This window comes from Candidatus Amarolinea dominans, from assembly GCF_016704685.1.
GTDB lineage: Bacteria > Chloroflexota > Anaerolineae > SSC4 > Amarolineaceae > Amarolinea > Amarolinea dominans.
The window spans coordinates 23,066-47,511 of the sequence record NZ_JADIZS010000079.1; the positions used below are offsets into that span (position 1 = coordinate 23,066).

Annotated in this window: 20 protein-coding genes; 4 read left to right on the forward strand and 16 right to left on the reverse strand. The window is 63.6% G+C overall.

What is annotated here, in order from left to right; translation table 11 throughout:
• Positions 1-369: 369 nt before the first annotated feature.
• Positions 370-900 (reverse strand): dihydrofolate reductase family protein, encoded by a 531-nt coding sequence (locus IPF85_RS25760; protein ID WP_343410914.1) that lies wholly within the window; start codon positions 898-900, stop codon positions 370-372.
• Positions 901-1,215: 315 nt separating this feature from the next.
• Here IPF85_RS25760 and IPF85_RS25765 point away from each other — a divergent pair, with 315 nt between their 5' ends.
• A complete protein-coding gene (locus IPF85_RS25765; RefSeq protein ID WP_343410915.1) occupies positions 1,216-2,994 on the forward strand; it encodes a glycerol-3-phosphate dehydrogenase/oxidase in 1,779 nt (592 codons plus the stop codon).
• Positions 2,991-3,578 (forward strand): nitroreductase family deazaflavin-dependent oxidoreductase, encoded by a 588-nt coding sequence (locus IPF85_RS25770; protein ID WP_343410916.1) that lies wholly within the window; start codon positions 2,991-2,993, stop codon positions 3,576-3,578. Before IPF85_RS25765 ends, IPF85_RS25770 begins: the two co-directional genes overlap by 4 nt.
• Positions 3,579-3,619: 41 nt before the next feature.
• Here the strand turns inward: IPF85_RS25770 and IPF85_RS25775 are convergent, their stop codons facing one another.
• The 4 genes from IPF85_RS25775 to IPF85_RS25790 are packed head-to-tail and all read right to left on the reverse strand — an operon-like array spanning position 3,620 to position 10,587.
• Positions 3,620-5,008 carry a glycerate kinase gene (locus tag IPF85_RS25775; RefSeq protein ID WP_343410917.1) on the reverse strand — a complete coding sequence of 463 codons (1,389 nt, stop codon included), beginning with the start codon at positions 5,006-5,008 and terminating at the stop codon, positions 3,620-3,622.
• A gap of 41 nt (positions 5,009-5,049) precedes the next feature.
• Complete coding sequence (locus IPF85_RS25780) at positions 5,050-8,142, reverse strand: MBL fold metallo-hydrolase (protein WP_343410918.1); 3,093 nt, start codon at positions 8,140-8,142, stop codon at positions 5,050-5,052.
• A 4-nt stretch (positions 8,143-8,146) separates the two neighbouring features.
• Positions 8,147-9,895 carry an alpha-amylase family glycosyl hydrolase gene (locus tag IPF85_RS25785; protein WP_343410919.1) on the reverse strand — a complete coding sequence of 583 codons (1,749 nt, stop codon included), beginning with the start codon at positions 9,893-9,895 and terminating at the stop codon, positions 8,147-8,149.
• A gap of 23 nt (positions 9,896-9,918) precedes the next feature.
• Positions 9,919-10,587 carry a plasmid pRiA4b ORF-3 family protein gene (locus tag IPF85_RS25790; RefSeq protein ID WP_343410920.1) on the reverse strand — a complete coding sequence of 223 codons (669 nt, stop codon included), beginning with the start codon at positions 10,585-10,587 and terminating at the stop codon, positions 9,919-9,921.
• Positions 10,588-10,791: 204 nt separating this feature from the next.
• Between IPF85_RS25790 and IPF85_RS25795 the strand changes: the two genes are divergently transcribed.
• On the forward strand, positions 10,792-11,817 hold the full coding sequence (locus IPF85_RS25795; RefSeq protein ID WP_343410921.1) for a DUF2270 domain-containing protein: 1,026 nt from the start codon (positions 10,792-10,794) through the stop codon (positions 11,815-11,817).
• A gap of 105 nt (positions 11,818-11,922) precedes the next feature.
• Positions 11,923-12,711, forward strand: coding sequence for a hypothetical protein (locus IPF85_RS25800; RefSeq protein WP_343410922.1), 789 nt, complete (start codon positions 11,923-11,925; stop codon positions 12,709-12,711).
• 21 nt (positions 12,712-12,732) lie between these two features.
• Here IPF85_RS25800 and IPF85_RS25805 read toward each other — a convergent pair whose 3' ends face one another.
• The 11 genes from IPF85_RS25805 to IPF85_RS25855 all read right to left on the reverse strand — a co-directional run bounded on the left by IPF85_RS25805 (position 12,733) and on the right by IPF85_RS25855 (position 24,443).
• Complete coding sequence (locus IPF85_RS25805) at positions 12,733-13,587, reverse strand: deoxyribonuclease IV (RefSeq protein WP_343411100.1); 855 nt, start codon at positions 13,585-13,587, stop codon at positions 12,733-12,735.
• A gap of 56 nt (positions 13,588-13,643) precedes the next feature.
• Complete coding sequence (locus IPF85_RS25810; RefSeq protein ID WP_343410923.1) at positions 13,644-14,225, reverse strand: cob(I)yrinic acid a,c-diamide adenosyltransferase; 582 nt, start codon at positions 14,223-14,225, stop codon at positions 13,644-13,646.
• Between the two features lie 22 nt (positions 14,226-14,247).
• Positions 14,248-14,697, reverse strand: coding sequence for a DUF2231 domain-containing protein (locus IPF85_RS25815; RefSeq protein WP_343410924.1), 450 nt, complete (start codon positions 14,695-14,697; stop codon positions 14,248-14,250).
• A gap of 29 nt (positions 14,698-14,726) precedes the next feature.
• A complete protein-coding gene (locus tag IPF85_RS25820; protein WP_343411101.1) occupies positions 14,727-16,253 on the reverse strand; it encodes a GAF domain-containing SpoIIE family protein phosphatase in 1,527 nt (508 codons plus the stop codon).
• On the reverse strand, positions 16,148-17,071 hold the full coding sequence (locus tag IPF85_RS25825) for a GAF domain-containing protein (RefSeq protein WP_343410925.1): 924 nt from the start codon (positions 17,069-17,071) through the stop codon (positions 16,148-16,150). The genes IPF85_RS25820 and IPF85_RS25825 overlap by 106 nt, the downstream gene beginning before the upstream one ends.
• Before the next feature lie 3 nt (positions 17,072-17,074).
• Positions 17,075-17,518, reverse strand: a complete 444-nt coding sequence (locus IPF85_RS25830; RefSeq protein WP_343410926.1) for an ATP-binding protein — start codon at positions 17,516-17,518, stop codon at positions 17,075-17,077.
• 78 nt (positions 17,519-17,596) lie between these two features.
• Positions 17,597-17,932, reverse strand: a complete 336-nt coding sequence (locus tag IPF85_RS25835; protein WP_343410927.1) for an STAS domain-containing protein — start codon at positions 17,930-17,932, stop codon at positions 17,597-17,599.
• A 187-nt stretch (positions 17,933-18,119) separates the two neighbouring features.
• Positions 18,120-19,598, reverse strand: coding sequence for a hypothetical protein (locus tag IPF85_RS25840; protein WP_343410928.1), 1,479 nt, complete (start codon positions 19,596-19,598; stop codon positions 18,120-18,122).
• A 128-nt stretch (positions 19,599-19,726) separates the two neighbouring features.
• Positions 19,727-21,142, reverse strand: coding sequence for a sugar transferase (locus tag IPF85_RS25845; RefSeq protein WP_343410929.1), 1,416 nt, complete (start codon positions 21,140-21,142; stop codon positions 19,727-19,729).
• Positions 21,143-21,190: 48 nt separating this feature from the next.
• Positions 21,191-22,321 carry a glycosyltransferase gene (locus IPF85_RS25850; protein WP_343410930.1) on the reverse strand — a complete coding sequence of 377 codons (1,131 nt, stop codon included), beginning with the start codon at positions 22,319-22,321 and terminating at the stop codon, positions 21,191-21,193.
• A 100-nt stretch (positions 22,322-22,421) separates the two neighbouring features.
• Positions 22,422-24,443 carry a CehA/McbA family metallohydrolase gene (locus IPF85_RS25855; protein ID WP_343410931.1) on the reverse strand — a complete coding sequence of 674 codons (2,022 nt, stop codon included), beginning with the start codon at positions 24,441-24,443 and terminating at the stop codon, positions 22,422-22,424.
• Positions 24,444-24,446 lie beyond the last annotated feature (3 nt).

The window sequence follows — 24,446 nt, forward strand, 5'->3', positions numbered from 1 at the left end:
TCGCCGGCCGCGTCGCAACCCTGGCCGTCGGCAGCGACCTGGCGCCGTCCGGAGGTAGGGAGGGGAGGGAGGGGAAGGGGAGAGGGGGGAGAAGGGGAGAAGGGGAGAAGGGGAGAAGGGGAGAAGGGGAGAAGGGGAGAAGGGGAGAAGGGGAGAAGGGGAGAAGGGAGAAGGGGAGAAGGGGAGAGGGGAGAAGGGGAGAAGGGGAGAAGGAGACCGGAGAAGGGGAGAAGGGGAGAAGGGGAGAAGGGGAGAAGGGGAGAAGGGGAGAAGGGGAGACCGGAGAAGGGGAGAAGGGGAGAAGGGGAGAAGGGGAGAAGGGGAGAAGCGGAGAAGGGGAGAAGGGGAGAAGGGGAGAAGGGGAGAAGGCTACGCGGGGCGGCGATAGCGGAGCTGCATCAGGCCGTTGGCGTAGGACTGGCTGCCGGTCAGTTGCAGGCGCTCTTCGCTCACGGCGCCCTGGAACAAGGGGATGCCGTCGCCCAGGATGAGCGGGATGATGGTGATGATGTATTCGTCAATCAGGTGTTGATCGGCAAACGCGGTCACCAACTGGCCGCCGCCCACCAGCCAGATGTCCTGGTCCGTCGTTTGTCGAATCTGCGCGACCAGGTCGGCCACGTCGCCGGCAAAGGTCTTGATGTTGGCGTCGGGTGGATTCTGCAAGGGCTGGGTCGTAACCACATAGGTGGTCTTGCCGGGATACGGCCATGTCCCAAAGCCCAGCACCTGCCGGTAGGTCTTGCCGCCCAGGATGACGGCGCCCAAGGACGCGTAGAACGCAGCATAACCATAGTCCTCATCCTTATCGTCGAAGGCGGTCAGCCAGGAGATGTCGTCATCGCGGCGTGCGATGAAGCCATCGAGACTGATGGCGATGTACAAGATGACGTTTCCCATCCGTGTTCTTTCCCTCACATCAGCGCAATTCAGTCTGCGGCGCTCACTCAGACGCCGCACTGACAACATCATACCCCGTTTGCCCAAACCATACAAGCCAGAATCAAATGCCTCACAATGTGGTCGCTGAAGACACCTGGAATGGAGGCTTTAGCCGGTTATTGGGCACTTGAGAACCCTGTGGCAGACCGGCTGAAGCCTCGACTCCGGGTACATTTGGAATTAGACCGGCTGAAGCCTCGACTCCGGGTACATTTGGAATTCCTGGTCTTGGCGTCTTTGTGTGAGAGTCTCTTGCTGTGCTAAAATACGGGTATGTGGACAAGCAACTGGCGTGAAGAAACCTGGGCGCACCTCGATCAGGCGTGGGATATCATCGTCGTCGGCGGCGGCATCACCGGCGCGGGCATCCTGCGCGAGGCCACGCGCCTGGGGCTGCGGGTGTTACTGCTGGAACAGCGCGACTTCGCCTGGGGCACCTCCAGCCGCTCGTCCAAGCTGGTGCATGGCGGTCTGCGCTATCTCAAAGAGGGCAAAATCGGCCTGACGCGGGCGTCGGTGCATGAGCGTGAGCGCCTGCTGGATGAAGGCCCTGGCCTGATTGACCCCCTGGGCTTCTTGCTCGCCACCTACCGCGGCGATCACCCCGGCCGCTGGATGTACCAGGCCGGGCTAACTGTCTACGACCTGTTGGCTTTGCAGTGGAGCCACCGGCGCTACAGTGCAGCCGACTTCCAAAAGCTGGCGCCGAACATCTTGCAGGAGGGGCTGAAGGGCGGTTTCCGCTACGGCGATGCCCAGACCGATGATGCCCGCCTGGTGCTGCGCGTCATTCGCGAGGCCGTCGCGGCCGGCGGCAGCGCGCTCAACTATGTGACCGTCGAGTCCCTGCTGCGCAACGACCGCCAGGTCTGTGGCGTGCAGGTGCGCGATGAGGTGACCGGCGCCACTGCCACCGTGACCGCGCGCGTTGTCATCAACGCCACCGGCGTCTGGGCCGACGTCCTGCGCGGCCAGGTCGGCGGCGTTCCGCGCATTCGCCCGCTGCGCGGCAGCCACCTGATCTTCTCCGCTCAACGCTTTCCCCTGGGACAGGCCGTCAGTTTCTTGCACCCGTTCGACCGCCGCCCTGTCTTCATCTTCCCCTGGGAAGGCGTCACCCTGGTTGGCACGACCGACGTGGATCATGACGAGGCGCTCACGCACCCCCTCGTTGAACCGGCCATCTCCGCGCACGAGGTGACTTATCTGATGGCGGCGGCCGCTGCGCAATTTCCCTCGCTGCGCCTGACGCTGGCGGATGTCATCGCCACCTATGCCGGGGTGCGGCCGGTCATCGGCACCGGTCAGGCCGATCCTTCCAAAGAAGCACGCGACCATGTGGTGTGGGAAGAAAGCGGCTTGCTGACCGTCACCGGGGGCAAGTTGACCACTTTTCGCCTGATTGCCCTGGACGCGCTGCGTGCGGTGCGCCATCGCCTGCCCGCCCTGCCCGTGCTGGACGAGCAGCAGCCGGTGTTGAACCCGGTTGACATGGACCTGCCGGCGGCGCTGAGCGAAACCCTGCGCCGGCGCCTGTTGGGTCGCTACGGCGCCGATGCCGTGGCCGTTGTCAAGGCCGCACAGCCCGGCGAATTGGAACCGTTGCCCGGCACGCTGACCGTGTGGGCGGAGCTGCGCTTTGCCGCGGCCAGCGAAGGGGTCATCCACCTGGACGATCTGCTGCTGCGTCGCGTGCGCGTGGGCCTGCTGCTGCCGCAGGGCGGCGCGGCCCTTCTGCCCCGGGTGCGCGCCATCTGCCAGCCTGAATTGGGCTGGGACGATGAACGCTGGCAGGCGGAAGAGCGGGCCTACCGGGCGCTCTGGCAACGCTGTTACAGCATTCCCGCGCCGGCCACGATCCCCGATTGGCGGCCACGGCTGCAGGCGGCTCATGCCCAACGCCTGCAGAGGATGGCTGCACGCCAGGAACGCCGGCGCCTGATAGGCCTCCTCGTCAGCATGGCGTTGAGCGTGACCGCAGTCGGCTTGCTCTGGCTGCTGCGCCGCAAGAAGGTGCGGCTTTCGTCTGCAAACAGGAGTAGAACAACATGACAACGACAAGTGTGTCAACAACCGAAGAAGCGCTGCGTCAGGCGTTCAAGGTCCTGAATCGGCGCTTGATGGTCCCGCTGTGGCGGCTGGGCCTGGGGCAGTGGCTCAACGCCTGGCCGACGATGAGCGGACGCATCATGGTGCTGGTCCACACCGGGCGCAAGAGCGGCCGGCGGCGCTTCACGCCGGTCAACTATGCGCAGGTGGATGGCGAGGTCTATTGTACGGCCGGCTTTGGCGCCGGCTCCGATTGGTACAAGAACATCATCGCCAACCCGGCGGTGGAGGTTTGGCTGCCGGACGGCTGGTGGGCCGGCGTTGCTGAAGACATCACCGGTGCGCCGACCGCGCTGCCCCTGCTGCGCAGCGTGCTCATCGCCAGCGGCGCTGTGGCTCCGCTGGCAGGGGTGGACCCCAGGAAGCTGAGCGATGCGGAGTTGGCCCAGGTGACGGCCCCCTACCGCCTGCTGCACATCAAACGCACCGAAGCGCGCACCGGCCCTGGCGGCCCTGGCGAGCTTGCCTGGGTCTGGCCGCTGACCACCCTGCTGCTGCTTCCACTGCTGTTACGCCGCAAGCGCTGAGATAACCAGGAACCCGTTTTCTCCAGGAAAACGGGTTCTTTTTACACGTTCGGCATGTCCCCGACCAGGATGAGCACCACGTCGTTGACATTGGTGCCGGTCGGCCCGGTGATAATCAGGTCGCCCAGGGCGGCAAAGAAGGGGTAGGCGTCATTGTTGGCCAGGGCTGCCAGCGGATCAAGCCCCAGGGCTTGGGCGCGGGCCACTGTGGTGTTGTCCACCCAGGCCCCCGCTGCATCCGTCGGGCCGTCAATGCCGTCAGTGCCAAAGCTGAGCAGACCCACCGGCCGGCCGGCGTCCCCAATTGAAAGCGCGGCGGCCAGCGCCAGTTCCTGGCTGCGCCCGCCGCGGCCGCGGCCGCGCACGGTGACGGTGGTCTCGCCGCCGGCCACCAGGCACGCGGGTTGGCGCTGCGGCCGCCCATGCCGGACCACCTCGCCCGCGATGGCCGCCAGCACGCGCCCCACCTCACGCGCCTCGCCTGCCAACTGGGTGGCAAGGATCAACGGCGCCAGGCCGCGGTCAGCCGCCGCTTGCGCCACCGCCTCCACGGCCAGACGGTTGGAGCCAATCACCTGGTGCTGTAAGGGCAGCGCACGCGCGGCTTCCGGCTTCAGCGTCTCCGGCAGCTCGCCGCGCCGGCCGGCTTGCAGACGCTGACGCACCGCCGCCGGAACCTGCGCCTCCCCCTGCACTCTTTCGATAACCGCCCAGGCATCAGCAAAGGTGCTGGGATCGGGCGCGGTCGGGCCGGAGGCGATCACATCCAACCGGTCGCCCGGCACATCCGACAGAATCAGGCTGCAGAGCCTGGCGTCACCAGCCGCCAGCGCCAGCCCTCCGCCCTTCACCTGGTCGAGATGCTTGCGCACCGCGTTGAGTTCGTGGATGGTGGCGCCGCCGCGCAGCAGAAGTTGAGTCGTGGCCTGCAGATCGGCCAGGCTGAGGCCAGGCGCCGGCGCAGTCAACAAGGCCGAGCCGCCGCCGCTGAGCAGACAGATGACCAGATCGGCCGGGGTCGCCTGTTGCAGCAGTTCCAGGGCTGCCTGGCCGGCCACCACACTGCCCGCCGAGGGCAGCGGATGCCCGGCGCCGATGATGCGCAAGTCGCTGGCTGCTGCCCCGCGCCAGGCCTGCGCCGCCCCGACCAGCGCCTCCGGCAGCACGATCAAGCCGCCGCCGAGTTTGCGCTGCGCCCACGGCCCCAGGCAGGTCAGCAGCGCCGCGGCCATGCCCAGGCTGGCCTTGCCGACGCTGAGCAGGAAAAGTCGTCCTGTGGTGCTGAGGTCGTAGCCCTGGTCGCCTACCGTCAGCAGCGGCCCGTCGCGCCGCACATGCCGCGCCACCGCACGTCCGGGATCGGCCGCCTGCAGCGCGGCCTGCTGTAGTTCAGCGGCGATCACACGGGCTGTTTTCCACCTGGTTGGCATCGCATCCTCGCTCTCGGCCGCGCTCAAGCCGGAGGCTTGAGTTACAGAGGGCCTTCGACAATTTCTACCGGCACCCGTGTCAACCCCAGGCTTTGCGCCGCGCGCAGGCGGTAGAGACCGTCCACCAGTGCATAGCCGAAGCGCGTGCGCCGCACTTGCAGCGGTGGTTGCACACCCTGGCGGCGGATACGTTCGATGATCCGGTTCAGCTTCTCAGGGTTCAGTATCACTCCCTGCTGGATGGCATTCAGGTGAATCAGTCCGGGCGCCAGTTGCAGCACGTTGGCGGCCGGCCGAACCTCTGGCGCAGGCCGAGGCTCAGGTCGCGGCATCTGCAGCCACAGGTGGAAGCCGGTTTCTCGCTCGAAGGTACTCAGCAGGCGCTGACGGTTCTCGTCGTCCAACGCGGCCGCCAGCGTCACGCGGACATCGTTGTGCCGGGGGTGAATGCTCGGCCCTTTTAGCATCGTCGCCCCTTCATGCGTCAGCAGCCGCCGCGCGATCTCCAGGATGGCGTCCTGGTTCGCTTGCGGGTTGATGACGAGCTGCCAGCCGCAGCGTTGCTCCAGTTCGCTGATCTGCGCCCGGTACCGTTCACCCACCGCCGCCGAAATGAAGGAGAGCATGATCCCATTGACTGCCTGATCGCGCAAACCCACCCGATACAGGGTGCTGTCGGCCAGCGCAGAGCGGATGGCCGCGTAGGTAGCATTGATCTCCAGCGGCTCTGATGCCTTCTCCCCGGGCTGACTGACCTGGAGCGCGGGGACACTGGCAGCCGGCGCCATCAGCGTTATCTCCAACGTATACCCGGTTGTCTCAGCATAACGGGCGCACAGCGCGGCCGTGGCGTCTGCGTCTGTCTCAGCATCAGACGTCACCGTCGCCGTTACGCGGCGCTGCTCGCGATGAATCGAAGGCCCCTTGCTCACCTTCCAGCCGGCCGGCAACACCTCACTCACCATCGTGCTCAGCGCTCCCTGGTTGGCTTCCGCCGCCACTTCAACCACCCAGCCGGACTTGTTCTCGATGTCCGTTATGATGCTGGCGAAGGCCACGCGCGCCACCTCAGGAAAATCGAACGTCAACACCAGCACCCGCTCCACCAGGCGATAGCCCGTCTTGCGCAAACGCGCCGCGGCCGGGAACTGCTGCCGGGCAAAGATCAAGGCTTGGTTCGATTCCATCGTCACCTCCTGCGCTGTGCGGGGCAGCTTATTCAACAACTGCGCAACCACGCCCGCCGGCGGCACAGGCTCCCTATCTCCATCACCAGGCCCCAGCAGGCCCAGCACATCCTCGGGCCAGGTCGTGTGCAGCTCGCTGTCATCGTTCCAGCGCGCCTGGTCCTCCGCCAGCGCGGCCACCTGCAGATGGTCCGCCGCACAGGCCAGGCAACGTACCACCGCGGCCTGCCCATCCGGCGCCTTGATCAGCAACCACTGATTGACTGCGTCCGCGTAGGTCGTCATCTGCTCACGTCGCCGCTCTTGCAGCTCTACCTGGCCGGCCGGGCGCACCCGGTAGACCTGCTCACGTTGCGCGTCAGCTACGAAATACAAACTGTCCTGCGTCAGGGCCATCGTCAGCGTCTGCAGATGCTGTGGCGCCGGATTTTCACCCCACCAGGCCTGCGCCAGCTCGTCCCGCGTCAGGTAAAATGGCGCATGAAGCGTCTCAGCGTCAGCGGCCTGCGTGATGGCTTCCCACAGCCGCCGCAGGTGCAGCGGGCGCTTCGCGCCGACGCCTCGCAGAGCCGCCGCAGTCGAAGCCGCGGCAAAACGCAACTCGTACGATTGGCCGGCGCGCGGTTGATGCACCAGGCGGCCGCGGCTGCGCAGCGCATTGGCCAGGCTCAGGCGTGCGCCTGCGCTGCCATGCACCAGGAAAATCTGCGCGGGGTCAAGGGCTTCCACCAGGCTCACCAACTGCCCTTCGTCGGCATGGGCCGAAAGCGCATAAGTTCCCAGGCGGCAATGAACAACCGCACGATCCTGATCCAATTGCAGCGAGCCGTGTCCACGTGCCGCAACTTCCTGTAAGCGGCGCCCCGGCGACTCCTCATCCTGGTAGCCGGTGAGCAGGATCGCATGCTGCGCATGAGTCATCAGGCCGCGCGCATAGTGCAGCGCAGGCCCCCCGGCCAACATGCCGGAACTCGCCACAATGACCAGCGGGTCCGGCTGCCACAGCAAATCGTTGCGTTGGGCCGCGCGTTCGATGGGGCGAATGGTGTCGTTGAAGAACTGCGCGTCGCGCGCCTGCAGCGCCACCGGCAGCGTTTCAGGGAAGCTGCTATAGGCCTGACAGACCGCGCGCACCATGCCGTCGGCCCAGATGGGGATGGGCGCCAGCTCCCCGCGGCGTTGAAATTCAGCCAGCGTCAGCAGAATCTCCTGCGCGCGACCGAGCGCAAAGGCCGGAATCAGCACCTTGCCCCCGGCCCCTGTCACCTCCGTGATGGTCGTGACCAGGCGACGTTCTTCCGCCGCCCGGTTCGCATGCAGCCGACCGCCATAAGTGCTTTCCATGATGACCACATCCGGCTTGAAGGCCGGCGGCCGCGCGCCGTCCACCGTGCGCTGCGCCGAGATGGAAACGTCGCCGGTAATCAGCACTCGGCCCTCGTCGCTCTCCAGGCCGATCATCGCCGCGCCCGCGATGTGGCCGGCCGGGAAGAACGTTGCGGCCAGACCTGGCGCCAGGCTCACGCGCTGGCGAAACGTGACCGGTACGAAGGACGCCAGCAAGCGGCCGACCGCCACCTCGTCGAACAGCGGCAGCTCGCCCTCTGCATCCCGCTTTGCCAGCATGATGCGCCGGGCATCCTCATGCAGCACCCGCGTCAGCGCGATAGTCACGCCCGTCGCGTAGATCGGCGCGTGTGGATAGCGCTCACAGACCAGCTCCAGCGCGCCCGTGTGATCGGTGTGCGCATGGGTGACCAGAATGGCGTCAATGCCGCCCGCATCGTCAATCAGGCTCAGGTCCGGCAACTGATCGCCCGCCAGCTCCCAATGCGTCTTGGGTGACGGGCGGATACCGGCATCAACCAGCAGCCGCCGGCCACCGATCTCGATCAGGATACTGCTGGCGCCCACTTCATCGGCGCCACCGAGAAATGATATTTTCATGGCCCTACCACCTAATGATGTATGCGGTTTGCGCCGCCAGTTCAGCCAACGGACGGTATTCGCTGACGCCGCCGGCCGGCTGCGGCAAGGGGAGTGGGGACAGCGGCGCCTGCGTGAGCAGTTCCACCGGAGCGCGCGCGCCAAGCAGATCACTCTGTTCCAGCATCAGCCGGTAATCGGTGATGGGGGTATCGCCCAGGACGATGAGCACGAGCACAGTTTCTTGGGCGCTGCGACGCCAGAACGCGTAGAGCTTGTTGTTACCCGCGTCGAGTTTGGTGTAATCGCCCACGCGCAGCGCCTCGTGCTCGTTGCGCAGGTGGATCAACGTGCGATAGTAGGTCAGCAGCGACGCGGGCGCGGCGCTCTCGGTTGCCACATTGCTGGTTGTGTAGTTGGGTTTGACCTCGATCCACGGCTTGCCCGTGCTGAAACCGGCGTTTTCTGCGTCCGCCCACTGCATGGGAGTGCGAATCTGCTCGTCGGGTTTGGCGCCGATCATGCCAATCTCTTCGCCGTAGTACAGGAAGGGTACGCCCGGCGCGGTCAACAACAGCGCGGCGGCCACGCGCGCCTTCGCCACGTCGTCGCCCAGGACGCTCATCACCCGATTTTGGTCGTGATTGGTCAGGAAGGTGGCAAACTGGTTGGGTGGGTACGATTTCCAGACAAAGTTCTGTATCGTGCCCACCGACATGCCAAAGCCGGTGCGAGCCGTATCCACCAGCGTGCTGGCCAGATCGAACTCGAAATTCATGTCGAGTTCGCCGTTCTTGACATACTCGGCCACCTCTTTGGTGCCGGTCCACACCTCACCCACCAGCAGCGCTTCCGGCTTGATCGCTTTCATCGCCGCGTCGTAGCGCTTCCACCACTGGTGGGTCTCCGGGGTACTGGCCTGTTCCTGTTCATTTTCCAGGAGGTAGCGCGCCGCGTCCAGCCGGAAGCCGTCCACGCCCATCTCCTGCAGCCAGAAGGCGCCGATCTTGTCCATCTCCGCAACCACCTCAGGGTTGCGGTAGTTGAGATCCGGCATGCCCTCCCAAAAGATGCCGTAGTAGTAGCGATCACCGAACCGGTGCCACACCGTCTGGCTCCACGGCCCCGCATAATTTGGCCGTTCGCTCGCCCAGATGTACCAGTTTTCACGCGGTGAAGCGGGCTTCTGCGCCTCCAGGAACCAGGGGTGCTCGTTGGACGTGTGGTTGAGGACCATGTCAATCACGATGCGGATGCCCCGCCGATGGGCCTCGGCCAACAGGCGTTTGAAGTCGTCGTTGCTGCCGTAAGCCGGGTTGACCTGGTAGTAATCGGTTACGTCATAGCCGTGGTAGCTGGGCGAAGCCATGATCGGCATCAACCACAGGCCCGTCACGCCCAGGTCACTGGTGGTGGCAGGATTGCCATCGTTGAGATAGTCCAACTTGGCGATGAGGCCGTTCAGGTCGCCAATGCCGTCGCCGTTGGCGTCATAGAAGGAGCGCACGAACAGTTCGTAGAACACCGTATTGTTCCACCAGCCCAGGCCGTCACTGGCCTGCGGCAGCCCGCTGATGGGCGCCACCGCCCCGCCGGGAGGCTCCGGGGTGGGCGTCGGTGCGACGGGGGTCTCCGTTAGCGGGGTCATGGTTGGCGCCGGCGCCGGCGTCTGCGTCTGACAGGCGCTCAGCCCAACGACCGCCAGCAGCAGGGCGCTGAACAGGATCAGCCTCGCAGCGCCGGGATGACAACACAGTCTGTTCTTGCTTTTCATGCCAACTTCTTTCTCAGTGCGACTCACCAATTCATGACCCGCAGTTGACGGTTGATTTCGACGCGATCGAAGGTGTCGGCGTCGAAATCATCCCCATACCATTCCAACATCTCTTCATATTCTGGATCTTCAGGATTAGCCATGATTTCCAGGAATCTGACATATCCCCACGGGCCGCCAATATCCTCCGGCGGGCAGGCGCGCCGGCCGGTGATGCAGACCGGGTGCCTGAATTCGGCGTCGGGCGGCAGCACTTTCTCCACCACAATGTCGTGCTCCCAGCTATCGCCAAAATCGTACTCGTATCTGATCTTGTCTTTCTCATTCGGCGCCACCTCAGTCAGGATGACGCCACGCGAATCTTGCATGTCGAGATCATCATTTTCATTTGGCAGACTGTAGCTGATGCCGTCCACCTCGAAGCAGTGCAGATGAGAATCGGTCCAGCCCATGACAACCTGAATCAGGGTATGCAGCTTGGCCAGGGTGATGTGGCCGGACACCTGCACGCGGCGCCAGATGGGGGGCTTGATGTGGCGCAGCGTGATCTTGAGTTGATAGATGGGGGCCGGCTCAGGCTGCGCACGCGGCCGGCCGCGCTGCAGCGCATGGGGCGCATAGATCTGCGCCATGTCGTCCAGGTGGGCTTGCAGGGTCGCAAAATCGAAACCTGCGTGTTGAGGCTTGACCATGTGAATACCTCTCGCAACATTTGATCGTCGCCACGGGAAAACAGGAAGGGGAATTTCTGCTCCCATTATGCCACAAGACAGCCTGACCTGAAAATAGCCGCGGTTGAGGTGATGCCGCGGCCTTGCCCTTTGGCTTACGCCGCATGATCGTGCTATGATGTGATCTGATCCTACACGCCAGGCGTCACAACAGGGAGGTTTACCATGAGCACAGAGGATGTTCCGCGGGAAGCACCGGCGTCGAGTACGGCTGGCGAGCACGACGCCTGGAGTTTTCGAGGCTACCACATGCGCGCCGGTGAATTTACGGCCGCCATGTCTCACTTCTATCGCGGCGAGTTGGGCCGTTCCAACACCTGGCGCTTACGCCTGGACACAACCACCAACTGGGCCGTGGTCACCACCGGCGCGACCCTGAGCCTGGCGTTTGGGGGAAGCGGGCTGCCCCATGCCGTCATTCTACTGGACATGATCCTGGTCGGGCTATTTTGGTGGATGGAAGCCCGCCGCTACCGCTATTATGAGCTGTGGGCGTCGCGGGTGCGCCTGATGGAGACCGACTTCTTCGCGGCGATGCTCATTCCGCCTTTTGCGCCTGGTCCCCATTGGGCCGACAAGTTAGCCAGCAGTCTGCTCACGCCTGAGTTTCCCATCACGATCCTGGAGGCGTTGGGGCGTCGCTTTCGGCGCAACTACCAGTGGATTTTCATCCTGCTGGGCCTGGCCTGGCTGGCCAATCTGGCCCTGTTTCCCGTGGCCGCAACCGATGCTGCCACCCTGGTGGCACGGGCAAGCATCGGCAGCGTGGACGGCAGCCTCGTCATGCTGAGCAGTGGACTGGCCTTTGTACTGATTTTCCTGGTGGGCTGGCTCACGCTGGGACTGCGCCAGACCACCAGCGAAGTGCTGCCGCACGGCGTTCCCCTGTTGGGCCTGGACAATGTGCCTCTGCGCCTGCACCGGCGCGAACGCCTGGCCATCATCATCACCAGTCAGGGCGATGCGGTGGCACGTGGCTTGATGGGCGATCTGCACCGCGGCGTCACCAGCCTGACGGGTACCGGCATGTTCACCGGCGAGGCGCGCCAGGTGCTCCTGTGCGCCCTCACCCCACGCCAGACCAACGAACTGCAACGCCTGGTGCGCCACATTGATCCCTCTGCCTTCATCATCATCAATCAAGTCCATGAGATCCTGGGCAAGGGTTTTGAGTCATTCACTAGAAAATAGACCATGGATCGTGCAATTCGTCAGCAGCGCGTCTATCGAGTATAATGCAGGACGATAGCGGCCAATAAGATCGGCAGGCAAGGCGCTGAGGTGGGACACAAAGACATGGATACGACGGGACACAAGACGAATGCGGTGACTCTCCAGCGCGTCCTGCGCCAGGTGGCGCATTTCTACGAAGCAGAGGTTGACTGGGAAACCCACATCGAGCGTCGCTATATCGAAGGCTTTCTGCAGATGCTGGCCAACCACGGCGCCGATGCTGAGGCGTTCGAAGCTCATTGGGAAACGATTCGGTTCCTGGTGTGGTATCTCGATCATCTTGGCCCGGAGATCAGCGGGCTGGAGACGCTGCGCGCCTATCATTTGAGCGAACTGGTCACCGATTTTACCGATCGCAAGGTGCTGGGCAGGATCGGCATCACCGAACGGGTGGCGATGGCTACGACGGTGCATGATTTCTTTGCCTACCTAACCCAAGTCGGCGGCCTGAGCGCTGCACAGGGCGCCCTGCTGATCGAGGCCCTCAGGGTCATGACCGCCACGCCAGGGCAGATCACGCGCATCGAACGGCCGGAGCCGGTGGGCGGCGAAACCTTTTCCGCGACCATCAATCGCGGCCAGGAGATCATCTACACCTACAACGATTACTGGCTCACCCTGGTCTGCCTGCGCGATTTCGACGGGCGCTGGGATGCGCTGAAAGAGGCTGCTGGGTCGGCGCCAGATCACTCCACCAAGCTGCACCTGATCGAGCGCCTGCTCAGCCTGGAACAACAGCGCGTGGAGGGTCTGCGTAATCTGCTTGCCCTGCGCCAACCCGCCCCCGCCGAACTACAGCGCGCGCGCCGTCTCTTCCGTAAGGATCATGTCAACCTGGACCGCGCCTGGTAATTGCCGATTTTCAATTTTCGCTTATTCCCTCTCAATCAACTCGCGCAGCCGCGCCAGGTTGATGACGTCATCGGCCATGTCCTCTTCCTTGGGCGTTTCCAGGATCATCGGCAGCGCCTGAAAACGCGCATCATTCACCAGCAGGCGAAACGGCGTCAATCCGAGGAAGCCTTCGCCGATGTGAGTGTGGCGATCCACGTGACTACCCAGGTCCTTCTTAGAATCATTGAGGTGAAAGACCTTGAGCCGCGCCAGCCCCAGGGTCTTGTCGAACGCATCCCACATGCGTTGATAATCGTCGGCCTGGCGGAACTCATAGCCGGCGGCCAGGGCGTGACAGGTGTCGAAACAGATGCCCACGCGGCCCGGCGCGTCGAGCGCGGCGATGATGGTGGCTAACTGCTCGAAGCGGTAGCCCAGGTGATTGCCCTGACCGGCCGTGATTTCCAGCAGGGTCAGCGTGCGCGCCGCGGGCGTGGCCGCGTGGACGCGATCCAGCCCCTGCGCGATGCGGCGCATACCAGTCTCCTCACCGGCGCCCATGTGCGAGCCTGGGTGCAGAACGACGCCCTCGATGTCCAACTGATCGGCGCGTTCGATTTCGATCCCAAAGGCCTCGACCGATTTTTCCCACAGGTCATCCGCGGACGTGCCGAGGTTGATGAGATAGGATGCGTGCGCCACCACCGGCTTGATGCCCGTGGTACGCGCCAGTTCCTGATAGCGTGCGATCTCCGCCGTCTCCAATGGCTTACATTTCCACTGGTTTTGATTGCGCGTGAAAATCTGCATGGACGTGCAGCCGATGGATTGGCCGCGTTCGAACGCCCGGCTCACGCCGCCGGCCACAGACATATGCGCGCCAAGATTCACCATCTCAAGCTCCATCTCAAGCTCCTTTTTGCTGCCCACGCGGGCGCTTGCTGCCAAACTCAACTGAGTCGGGCCAGGGTGAAGGTCTCCACACCGGCTGCCTTGTCCTCCAGGCGCGCCAGCAGAAAGAGCAGGCTGCTCAGCCGGTTGAGGTAGCGCAGCGGCTCATCGGTGCGCAGCTTGCCTTCGTGCAGCAGGCGTGCCACGATGCGCTCTGCCCGGCGGGTGATCGTGCGCGCCAGATCGAGGTGGGCGCCGGCCACGCTGTCGCCGGAAACGATGAACGCCGGCGGCAGGTCAACTGTGGATTCCAGGCGGGCGATCAAGGCTTCCAGGCATTCGGTGCTCTGCGCGTGCAGCCAGGGAGGGCGCGTGGTGGCTTCCGGCAGGGTTGCCAGGTCGGCCATCATGGCGTACAGGTCGCGTTGAATACCCAGAATCACCTCGGCGGTGTGCGGGTCTCCGACGGTGGCACGGGCCAGTCCCAGCGCGGCGGAGGCCTCATCTACGGTGCCATAGGCTTCAGGCCGAATGTCATATTTGGGCACTCGATCTCTCCCCAACAGGCCGGTATAACCTGCGTCGCCGACGCCGGTGTACAGTTTAGTGCGCGGTTTGCCCGCGGCCGTTTCTTTTTGCATCGTGATTCCTTTGTGAGCGGTTTCAACCGCCAGTGGCGCCCACGCCGAACTCGTACACCAGGCGGCCGCCCAATTCACCGGCGATCACCAGGGCTGCCAGCCCGATCAGGAGCAGGGCCAGGAGAACCCAGCGCGTCGGCGCCTGTTCCCATGGGCTGCGCGGGCGCAGCCGCAGGTAGATGGCTGCAGCAAACGCCACCGCGGTCACGAAAACTGCGCTGATGTGACTGTTGGACAGCGCCCGCGCGGGCGCATCGAGGGCAATGGCGTTCTGGTCGGCCAAACCGCTGACGACCGCCGGCAGGATGGTCAGCCAGCCGAGCAGAAGACAGGCCAGGCTGAGGCGTTCCCAGCGCATCCCTTGCCAGCCCTGCGGCCGCCAGCCGTGCAGCAGGTGCAGCGCCACGCCCAGCACCAAGAGCGCCACCGGAAAATGCACCAAACGGGGATGTAGGGGTAAAGCAAAGTTCATGGATCATCCGCGTCATCTGTAGTCTGTTGTCAAATCAGCCGCTTGACCACAATCAACGTCAAATCGTCAAACTGTGGCGCCGAACCGACGAACTCACGCACGGCAGCCTTGATGGCCTCGGCGATGGCGGCCGCGCTCTGCGTCTGGTGGGCCAGCACCACGTCTTGCAGACGGGTCATCTCGAACGACTCCTCGCCCAGGTTGATGGCGTCGGTGACGCCGTCGGTATACAAAATCAGGATATCACCGGGCGCCAGGGCCACACGGTCATCTTCCAGGGCCACGGCGGGGAGAATTCCCAGGATCAGGCCGTGCTTGCGCAGCAGGCGAATCTTGCCGGTGGCCGCGCTGAGCAGCAGGGGCGGGTTGTGGCCGGCATTGGCAAAGAGCAAATCGTGCTGCACGGGGTCCAGCACACCGTACCAAAGGGTGATGAACATGTCCGAGCGGCTGTTTTCCAGCAGCAGCTCGTTGACTCGCCGCAGCACGCGCGCCGGTGAGCGCCGGTCGGCCGCGATGACGCGCATCAGGATGCGGGCCAGGGCCATGAAGAGCGCGGCCGGCACGCCTTTGTCTGACACATCGGCAATGACTAGCCCCAAACGCCGCGCGGTCAGGGGAATGAAGTCAAAGAAATCGCCGGCCACTTCGCGTGCGGCCAGCCACACATGCGCAATGTCATAGCCTGGCAGTGACGGGCTGGCCTCCGGCAGGAAACTGGCCTGAATTTCGTGCGCGACGCGCAACTCTTCACCCATGCGCGCACGCTCGGTCTCTTGCAGGGCCAGGCGGGCGCTTTCGATGGCCACGGCCAACTGGCTGGCGACGCCGCGCACCATTTCTACCTGACGGCTGCTGAAAATGTGCGGCGCATCCACCTCATCCACCAGCAGGACGCCCAGGACTTCATTCTGTACGATGAGCGGAACGCCCAGGATGGCCTGCATGCCGTAGCGACGCACGATCTCCGGCGGCACCAGGTCGTCCGCGCTGACATCTTCCACCCACAAGGGCCGGCGCTCGCGACAGACTTGATCGAGCAGCGGAAAATCGCGCGCCGCCACCCGCAGCCCCGTTTGCACCGGCTTGACATGCCGGGCCGATGGCTGGCATTGGCTGGCAAGCACTTCATAGGTTGCCTGTTCATGGTCCCAAATCATCACTGTGCAGCGATCAACCCCGGCCAGCGATGGCGTCAGGCGGGCCACGGTATTGGCCATCTCCGGCACACGGTACGGTCGCGCCATCGCGTTGGCCACATCGAGCAGGGCGCTGGAAATGGCCGCTTCATCTTTGGCCGCCTGGTAAAGGCGTGTATCCTCAATCGCCACGGCGATTTGATCGGCCAGCGCCGTCAAGATGAACAAGTCTTCGGAGGTGAACGCGTTCAGTTCACGCGCCTGCACGTCGAGCACACCGAGCACTCGATCCTCGACCATCAACGGCACCCCTAATTCGGCCTGCGTATCAGGCAGGAGGCGCGGGTCGTCTGGAAAGTAGCGCGACTCCAGCGAGACATCGTTGCCAGCAAGGGTTGTCCATGCTGCGCCACCCAGCCGATGATGCCTTCGCTGCCGATGCGCACGAAACGGCCATGGCGCAGCCACATCTTGTTGAGGTTGTGACCGCTGCTGGCGCGGAAATAGGCGCGTCCGGTGCCCTGGGCCACCACGAAAATCTGGACGTGATAGTAGCCGAAGCGGTCACGAATCAGCTCCACGACCTGGTTGAGGAGCTGGTCCAGGTCGAGGATGGCGGCCACCTTGCGGCTGACTTGCGCCACGGTTTGCAGTTGGCGCGCCCGGCGTTCGACCACCTGGTAGAGCCGGGCATTGACCAGGGCCACGCCGGCCTGATTGGCGATGATGAAGAGGATGCGCAGGCCTTCTTCGCTGAAGGCGCCCGGTTCATCGCTCTGCACGGCCAAACTGCCAATGGCCTGTTCACCGGCAAGGATGGGGACAAAGACGGCCGAGCGCGGGGGGTGTTCATCGTCGTAGCGCGGGCGCGCGGGGAGGTCTTGCATCTCAGTCTCGAAATCGTGGACGAGCAGGGGCTGGCGGTTGCGACGCAGCCAACCCACGATGCCATCGTTGGCGCCGCCGACAAAGCGGGCGCCGGGCAGGCGTTGACCGTGGCGCATCCAGACCTTGATGACAAAGTCGTCCCTATCGAACAGGCCCAGGTGAAAGCTGGAGGCGTCCATCAGGCGGGTTGCATGTTGGAAGATCAACTCACACAGTTGGTCTTCGTCCATGCGCGCCTGCACGATGGCTTGACCGGCCTCGGCCAGGGCGCGCAATTCGTCGAGATGGAGAGGCGCCCGTCCCACAGGCGGCAAAGCATCGCGGTTGACCGATGGCATGTCGGCCATGTGCTAGGTGTCCTCGGGCGCAGAAATCGGTACCACCTGGCGTTTGATCATCGTCAGGTGGTTGCCAAACTGCGTATCGAAGCGGTATTCGACGACATCCATGAGCTTGCGCATGAGGTGGATACCCAGGCCACCGACAGGTGTGTTAGCCCGCCGGCGTAGATGATGGAGGGGGCGCGCAATGGGAGGCTCGAACGGGCGTCCCTGGTCTTGAATCTGGATGATGAAGTCTGCCTGGCGTACGGAACAGGCGATGTGCAGAGGACCGGCCGCGTCGCGATAGGCATGTTCGATCACGTTGTTGCACGCTTCGTCGCAGGCCAACTCGATGGCGAAGAGGGCGTCATCGTTCAGGCCGGCAGCGCGGCCAGCGTTACGCACAAACTGGGCGATCAGCGGCAGGTTATGCAGGTCGCTTGCAATCGTCAATTGCCAGTCATTGTTCATGGGCATCAGCGTTGCGGCAAAGGTCCGTGCGCCGAACGCGATGGCGCGCGGCGCACAGCACAGCAGGCTGTGGGCATATTAGAAGCTGCCAACCGCTTCGACGTTGCTGCTGAACTGGGCGAAGTGATCGTTCAGGCCGGTCAGGTCGAGCACCTCGCTGATGCGGGGCGGCACATTGGCCAGGCGCAGGTCGCCGCGGTTGAAACGGCGCACGGTTTTCCAGGTGCTGACCAGGACGCGGATGCCGGCGCTGCTCAAGAAGGTGACGCCGCCGATGTCCAGCACAAGACGATAGTGGCCTGAGTCCATGAGCGCTTTCAACGCCTGTTCCATTTCAGGCGCCGAACTACCATCAATCCGGCCGTTGATGTTGACAAGGACACAACGCTTTAATTCTGATGACGTGATTTCCATGGATACGCATCCTCCTGTGGCAAATGAGTACGGATCGAACGCGGAAATTATACCACAGGGTCAGGGTTCGCAAAAGTACCAGTTCGGAGAGCGTCACATCTGTTTGGCGTGCAGGCAAAAAAGAAAGAGCTGCCGATCAATCGGCAGCTCTTTTTCAATTAACGGAACAGGGGCTTCGGATCCAGGCTTAGCGGCTGTAGCCGTTGTAGGCAGCGAGCTTGCTCAGGCCCCACAGGTTTTCCACCACAACGGCCAGCGGCTGGTTGGAGCTGATATGCACACCGCCGGACCAGTTGCCACCGAGGTTGATGGGAGCGTCGGTGCGCAGGTTGAAGTTGTAGGACTTCTCACCGGCGATGCTGATGTTCTGCGTAGCCGCGTTGACGACGGTGCCGTCACGGTTGATGAAACGAACCTGCACGGTTGCGCTGTTGCCAGAAACGTTCTGCAGACGCAGCAGGGACCAGAGGGTGCGGGCATCGCCGCTGCCGCCAATCTGGTACACTTCGGGCAGGAAGGTGTTGCTGCCGGCGTTGGACGCATCGGCGCCGGTGTAGGCGCCCGCTTCGTTGTCACGTGGGCGGATGGAGTAGGAGATGGCCGCCACGTCCTGCGTGGTGGATTCGACGATGACCGAGCCGACCCAGGCAGCGCCCAGGGTGTTGTAAGTGGCGGCTGCGGTACAACCAGCGCCACCGGAACGGGTGTTACAACCGACGGCCACGCCAGGGCCGAGCGTGATCGGGCCAACCGTCAGGTCAATGTTCTGTGTGTCTTTGTTGACGTACTTGAGCGTCACGGCGGTGTTGGTGGAGCCCAGATTTTGGATGGTGGTAATGCTGAAGCCCAGCCAACCAGCATCGGTGTTCGGGTTGGTGTAGCGACGCTCAACCGAGGGCACGAACAGCTTGCGGGCGCCGCGGTTGGAGGCATTGTAGGCGATGCTGTAGCGAGGCCAGAAGTTGTTGGCCACGGCTGCAATCTTCTGGTCAGCGCTGGCTGTTTCGATCACAAGCGCGCCGGTCCAGTTGCCATTGGTCTGGAAGTAGGGGATATTGGCCCACACCGGAACCTTGGCGCCGGGCACGTGCAGGTCGTACATCTTCTGGCCGTTGGGCGGAATCGAATCGGTGATGGTGGCATCGAGATTGCCGGCGCGGTTGTAGTACTTCATGGTGATGTTGGCCGTCGTCGCGCTTTCGGTGTTCTGGATGGAGAAAACCGTGTACTGCGCGTTGGGCGCATACACGGCATACGGCACGTTCATGCGGACGGAGCCGCTGGCAAAACCGGAGTACGAGTCGGCCTCGACGCCGTCACCTGCGGAGCCACCGCTCCACTGAATGGTGGCCGTCGCGGCCAGTTCGGTGCTGGCCGAAAGAACCATGGCGCCCACCCAATTGTCCGGCAAGCCAGAGTCAGCGGCGCGGAACTGATAGGAACCGAGCGCATTGACATTTTGCTGCCGCGTGTTGGAAAGGGTGCCGGCCTGGCTGTAATACTGCGCCAGAACGGTGGCTGCACCGCCGCCCGCAGTGTCGGCGTTCATGACGGTGACGTCGGCGCTGCCCGAACCGGGGTTGGGATCGGCCGCAAAGGCTGGCGTCGCCACCAGGGCCAGGGTCAGAATCAGGCTAAAGAACATGAGCAATCGAGAGCGTTTCATTGATTATTTTCCTCCAGGACAACTATGTGCGCAACATGGTGAAAGGTCTTGCGCTTACAGTGTCCAAAATAACACAATCAGTCGGGGATAGCAATACTTCGTTTGGGTAGTCCTGCGGCACAAGCCCCTCAGTAGGCGCCGTGACCGCGCAAAATAACCCCAATGGTACGCCAGAGAATCTGCAAATCAAGCAATGGCGAGTAGTTGCGGATGTAGTACAGGTCGTCCTCCGTGTGCAGGTGCATCAGCTTGTCGCTGCGGCCGTTGATCTGCCACCAGCCGGTCATCCCCGGCGGGACGGCGAAGCGCTGGCGCTGCCAACGTTCATAGCGCTCCACCAGGAAGGGCAGTTCGGGGCGCGGGCCTACCAGGCTCATGTCGCCCTTGAGCACGTTGAACAACTGGGGCAGCTCGTCCAGACTGGTGCGGCGAATGAAGTGGCCCACACGCGTAATGCGTGGATCATCGGCGGTCTTGTGTAAGACGGCTCCGGCGTCCGTGGTTTTGAGCACTTCGGCCTGGCGTTTCTCAGCGTCCACGACCATCGAGCGGAATTTAATCATGGTGAACAGGCGCGCATTTTCGCCGACACGCGACTGCTTGAAGAAGACCGGACCAGGCGAATCGAGCTTGACAGCCACCGCCAGCAGCAGCATGAGCGGCCAGATGACCAGAAGGCCGAGCGTGGCGATCAGCAGGTCGAAGAAACGCTTGATCGTGCGGTTGTAGCCGTCAATGGCAGGGTCGCGCAGACCGATCAGCGGGATGCCGCCGAAGTCCTCGATAGTGGCGCGGAAAATCGCCAGGTCGAAGAAATCGGGCACCACGCGCACCCGCACCGGCAGCGTTTGCAGGGCCAGGACCAGGTCCTCCAACGGGCCGTGGGCGCGCAACGGCAGCGCGAGGATGACCTCATCAATGCGCTGACTCTGCACCAGGCGGTTAGCGGCCGTCAATGGCCCCAGCACCGGCGCGCCCTCACGCATGCTGACCTGCTTGGCCGGGTCGTCATCGAGATAGCCGATGAGGGTCAGGCCGGTCCAGCTTTGAGCCTGTATTTCTTGCGCCACCTGGCAGCCCACCTTGCCGGCGCCCACGATCAGCACGCGCACTTCCTGCATGCGCCGCGCCCCGGCCAGGCGAAAACCGACGCGTAAGGTGATGCGCAACATGAGCAGGAAGAAGACGTCGAGTACGACAAAGTAGACAAACAGCAGGCGTGGCACATCGCGATAGGTGAGGTAGAGCAGACCGGCCAGCACCAGGTTCGACATGGCGACAGCCGCGGTCACCATCTGGGCCTCGTCCAAGAAGCGCAGCAAACGCCGCCGGTCGTAGACAGAGAACAGCACAAAATTGATTCCCCAGATGATTACGGCAGCCGCGTAGACCAACAGAGGCAGCATGACCATTTTTTCGGTCAAGAGCACTCCGTAGGGTAGAATCAGGCGAGCCTGGCTGGCAAGAAACAACGAAATGCAGGTCAAAATCAGGTCCGCAGCGGCGAGGAACAGGACATAGTTCGATTGATAGTATCTACGCATAGTGTCTCCATGTAACAAACGGATTTGTGAAAAGCCTTTTGGCGATTACTATTCAGGACGACCGGCGACCGAGGTCGCAACCACAGGCCGGAGTCTCTTGAATAAGGCTTCGTAGTCGTCTGTCACCTTTTCCCAACTGTAATAGGCCGCAGCCCGCGCGGCGGCTTTCTGCCGATAGACTGCGACCAACGCCGGATCATCCAACAGTTGTTGCAGGCGCGGCGCCAACGCTGACGCGCCGCTGGCTCCATCGTAGACGATGCCGGCTTCGTCTATCGTCTCCTGGTTTTCCGCGGTGTCGTGGGCCACGACGCAGTTGCCAAAGGCCATGGCCTCCACCAACGCCGGATGGGTGCCGCCGACGCCGGAGGTCTCGACAAAGAGGTAGGCGTTGGACGTCAGTTCCCAATAGCCTTCACCAAAGCAGTAGCCGGTGAAAATGATGCGTGGGTCACGCACCGCCTTGAGGCGCGTAATGTACTCTGCGGCGTACGGTGCATCGCCCACGATGACGCACTTCATGTCGGTGTTCAGGGCCTGGAAGGCCTGCACCAGGTGATCGGCGCAGTTTTCTGGCACCAGACGGCCGACGAACAGCACATAACGCCGCGCCTCCAGACCCCACTGGGCCAACTGCGCCCCGGCCGGCCGGATGGGCAGCTCTGCGCCATAAGCAATGTAGGGCGAGTCGGCGTGATAGGTGTCGCGATAGAACTGCTGCACCACCCGGCTATCGGTCAGAAAGGCGTTGGGCAGCACGGTGGCCATGCGCTCAGCAAACTGGATATAGCGCTTGGCCAGCGGCGGCCATTTGGCGCGCTTCCAATCCAGGCCGTCCACGTTGAGAATGCTGGTCTGCCCGGCCAGGCGTGGAATCCAGGAGACCAGGCTGTTGCCGGCAATGAAGTAGAGCACGATGTCATACCCCTGTCCGAGCGCATGCAGGCTGGAAAGGAAGGAGTGGACGATCGTGTCCAGGTATTTGTTTTTGACGGTCGGCAACTTGACGAGACGCATGCCCTTGTAGGTCGGCTGGTCATAGGCCACATGATGGCTGCGGCAGTAGACCGTGACCTCATGGCCCCGTTCTACCAGGCGACTGCCAAGTTGCTCGACGCACGTCTCGAAGCCACTGTAGCTTGCCGGCACGCCGCGCGTGCCCAGCATAGCAATTTTCATGCCAACAACACCTTTTTCTCGTCCGGCAGCAGATGCCGGGTAATCGGTTGGACGGGTGAAAACACAGACGTCGCTATTTTGCCATTAGCTTGACACTTCGTCAAAGTCTGATACCGCGCCTGATCCAAATCGGCCCCGCCCAAGCCATATGACCATCTATTTGTGTCAACCGGACATAATAGGAGTGGGCGCTCCCCGTCGGTTCATCGTCCGCTGCTTCCAGCACGGCGCTCAGCGCGCCTTCCACCGCGGCTTCATGGATGGTGACGGCGTCGCGCAGCAGTTCGAAACGCGCCAACGGCGCCGTACCCCAGGCGCGGGCCACGAAACGCGGCGACGGGGCTGTAGCCAGGATGTCGAATTCCTCGCCCACCCCATGCCCGTCGGCCTGAAAATCGAGCACGATGCGCGGCCCGGTCGTGCCGATGACCCGCCGCGACTGCAAGGCTTCCCAGATCGCCGCGCGCGTATTGGCCCGCGCCAGGACGCCCAGCAGACCGGCCGGCTCGCCATGCGCTCCAGGCCCAAAGCCCGGATGCCCGCTGTGATCGTCACCAGAGGCCATCAGGCCGAGATGCAAGCCCTGACGCAGGGCATCCTGGACAAAACCCTTGCGCCCGATGAAATCCGGGCCGGCCAGTTCTTCATTTTCGCAGTGCCCATGAATCGAATAGGTCTCCACCAGGCGTTCCAGGTCAGGCGGCGGCGGGAACGCGTGCCAGTCAATCTCAGCCTGGCCGCCATTGAAGGCGCCGCGCAGGCCGCGCGTATGATGGGCGATGGTCATCACGGCCGCGCCGCTGCGCCGCAGCGCCGCCCACAGGCCGGCCGGGGTGTCCGTTGGCGGTGTGGTGCGCCGAAAAATGGGCGCGTCGTCGCCCGCGAAGTAGACACAGCGATGCCCATGAACCCAGTGCGTCCACTCGTAGGCCAGCAAGGTCGAAAAGCGCCCAGGTTCATCGAAGCTGTTGGTCACGCGCTTGGACTCAGCCCATTCGGCATCGTCCAGCATGTCGTCATGATCGGTCAAGGCGGCGAAGTCCAGGCCCGCTACGTCACGCGCGTAGCGATAATAAGCGGCCGGCACGCCGCCGCCATCCGAGCGGGCGGTGTGGCCGTGAATGTCGCCCCAGAGTAAGGTGAAGGCCGGCTTCTCATCATGTATCAGGGTCGGATTGCCTGCGCCGGCGAGCGCCGCGGCCGTTTGCGCGTCGAACGAAAGCACGCCGGCCTGACGCGGCGTCACGCTGAAGGTCTTGCTGCCGCCATCCGCCGGCGTCAGCGTGATGGTTGCCGGCGCCGTAACCTGCGGGCCGCGGCTGCGCAGCCTGATGGCGCCCTGAAAATCGCTGACCGCGTTCCTGTAGAAATCGAGCACGGCCACGCGCACGGTGAACGGCTGACCGGTGCGCGCCTGCGAAGGCGCGGCCAGGTAGATCTCGACCGGCGCGCCCGGCACGGTGGTGATGGTGGGTACGGCGCTGAGCAGGCGAAATTTATCGTTGCCATCCACATCGGACGCCACGTGGAAGGCCACGCCCGCGGCGGCTGTGCGCTGTACCCGCGCGCCCGGTGAACCGCGCCGCGTATCGCCGTAGGTCAGCGTGATCGTGTCGTTGGCTTGCAGCTCACCAGCAGCCAACAGGATGTGCAGCCCGCGTGAGATCTGTTCCAGTTTGACCCGCGCCGGCGCGTGGCTCTGCCAACTGACCGTCGTGAAGCCAGCCCCTTGCGGCTCGTTCACCTGCGGGGGTGACCACCAGGCATTGGCGGGCAAGCCAGGCGGGATGACGAAGCGAAAACGGCCCCCGGCTTTCATGCCGTGCGGCCCGATGATGAACGTGATGCGCAGGGTGTAGTGGTGCATGACTACCAGGCCCTGGTTTGGCTCGATCGTGATGCGACCCTCGCCATCGAAGTTGGGCAGCGGGGTAGGTGAGGGCGGCGGCGCGGGCGTGGGCGTGGGCGTGGCATCCAGCGGCAGCGCCAGCACGCGCGCGGCGGCAAACAGCCGCCCCAGCAGCAGGCTGTCCACCGCCACCACCGCGCCCAGCTTGAGAAAGTCACGCCGCGTCACGGCGGCCAGGCCACAGGCCGAATGTTGATTCCTGTCATCGTCCATGGT

Bases quoted from the DNA above. Each gene is read 5' to 3' on its own strand.
- IPF85_RS25760 (WP_343410914.1), bottom strand. From the start codon at position 900: ATGGGAAACGTCATCTTGTACATCGCCATCAGTCTCGATGGCTTCATC.
- IPF85_RS25765 (WP_343410915.1), top strand. From the start codon at position 1,216: ATGTGGACAAGCAACTGGCGTGAAGAAACCTGGGCGCACCTCGATCAG.
- IPF85_RS25770 (WP_343410916.1), top strand. From the start codon at position 2,991: ATGACAACGACAAGTGTGTCAACAACCGAAGAAGCGCTGCGTCAGGCG.
- IPF85_RS25775 (WP_343410917.1), bottom strand. From the start codon at position 5,008: ATGCCAACCAGGTGGAAAACAGCCCGTGTGATCGCCGCTGAACTACAG.
- IPF85_RS25780 (WP_343410918.1), bottom strand. From the start codon at position 8,142: ATGAAAATATCATTTCTCGGTGGCGCCGATGAAGTGGGCGCCAGCAGT.
- IPF85_RS25785 (WP_343410919.1), bottom strand. From the start codon at position 9,895: ATGAAAAGCAAGAACAGACTGTGTTGTCATCCCGGCGCTGCGAGGCTG.
- IPF85_RS25790 (WP_343410920.1), bottom strand. From the start codon at position 10,587: ATGGTCAAGCCTCAACACGCAGGTTTCGATTTTGCGACCCTGCAAGCC.
- IPF85_RS25795 (WP_343410921.1), top strand. From the start codon at position 10,792: ATGAGCACAGAGGATGTTCCGCGGGAAGCACCGGCGTCGAGTACGGCT.
- IPF85_RS25800 (WP_343410922.1), top strand. From the start codon at position 11,923: ATGGATACGACGGGACACAAGACGAATGCGGTGACTCTCCAGCGCGTC.
- IPF85_RS25805 (WP_343411100.1), bottom strand. From the start codon at position 13,587: ATGGTGAATCTTGGCGCGCATATGTCTGTGGCCGGCGGCGTGAGCCGG.
- IPF85_RS25810 (WP_343410923.1), bottom strand. From the start codon at position 14,225: ATGCAAAAAGAAACGGCCGCGGGCAAACCGCGCACTAAACTGTACACC.
- IPF85_RS25815 (WP_343410924.1), bottom strand. From the start codon at position 14,697: ATGAACTTTGCTTTACCCCTACATCCCCGTTTGGTGCATTTTCCGGTG.
- IPF85_RS25825 (WP_343410925.1), bottom strand. From the start codon at position 17,071: ATGGCCGACATGCCATCGGTCAACCGCGATGCTTTGCCGCCTGTGGGA.
- IPF85_RS25830 (WP_343410926.1), bottom strand. From the start codon at position 17,518: ATGAACAATGACTGGCAATTGACGATTGCAAGCGACCTGCATAACCTG.
- IPF85_RS25835 (WP_343410927.1), bottom strand. From the start codon at position 17,932: ATGGAAATCACGTCATCAGAATTAAAGCGTTGTGTCCTTGTCAACATC.
- IPF85_RS25840 (WP_343410928.1), bottom strand. From the start codon at position 19,598: ATGAAACGCTCTCGATTGCTCATGTTCTTTAGCCTGATTCTGACCCTG.
- IPF85_RS25845 (WP_343410929.1), bottom strand. From the start codon at position 21,142: ATGCGTAGATACTATCAATCGAACTATGTCCTGTTCCTCGCCGCTGCG.
- IPF85_RS25850 (WP_343410930.1), bottom strand. From the start codon at position 22,321: ATGAAAATTGCTATGCTGGGCACGCGCGGCGTGCCGGCAAGCTACAGT.
- IPF85_RS25855 (WP_343410931.1), bottom strand. From the start codon at position 24,443: ATGGACGATGACAGGAATCAACATTCGGCCTGTGGCCTGGCCGCCGTG.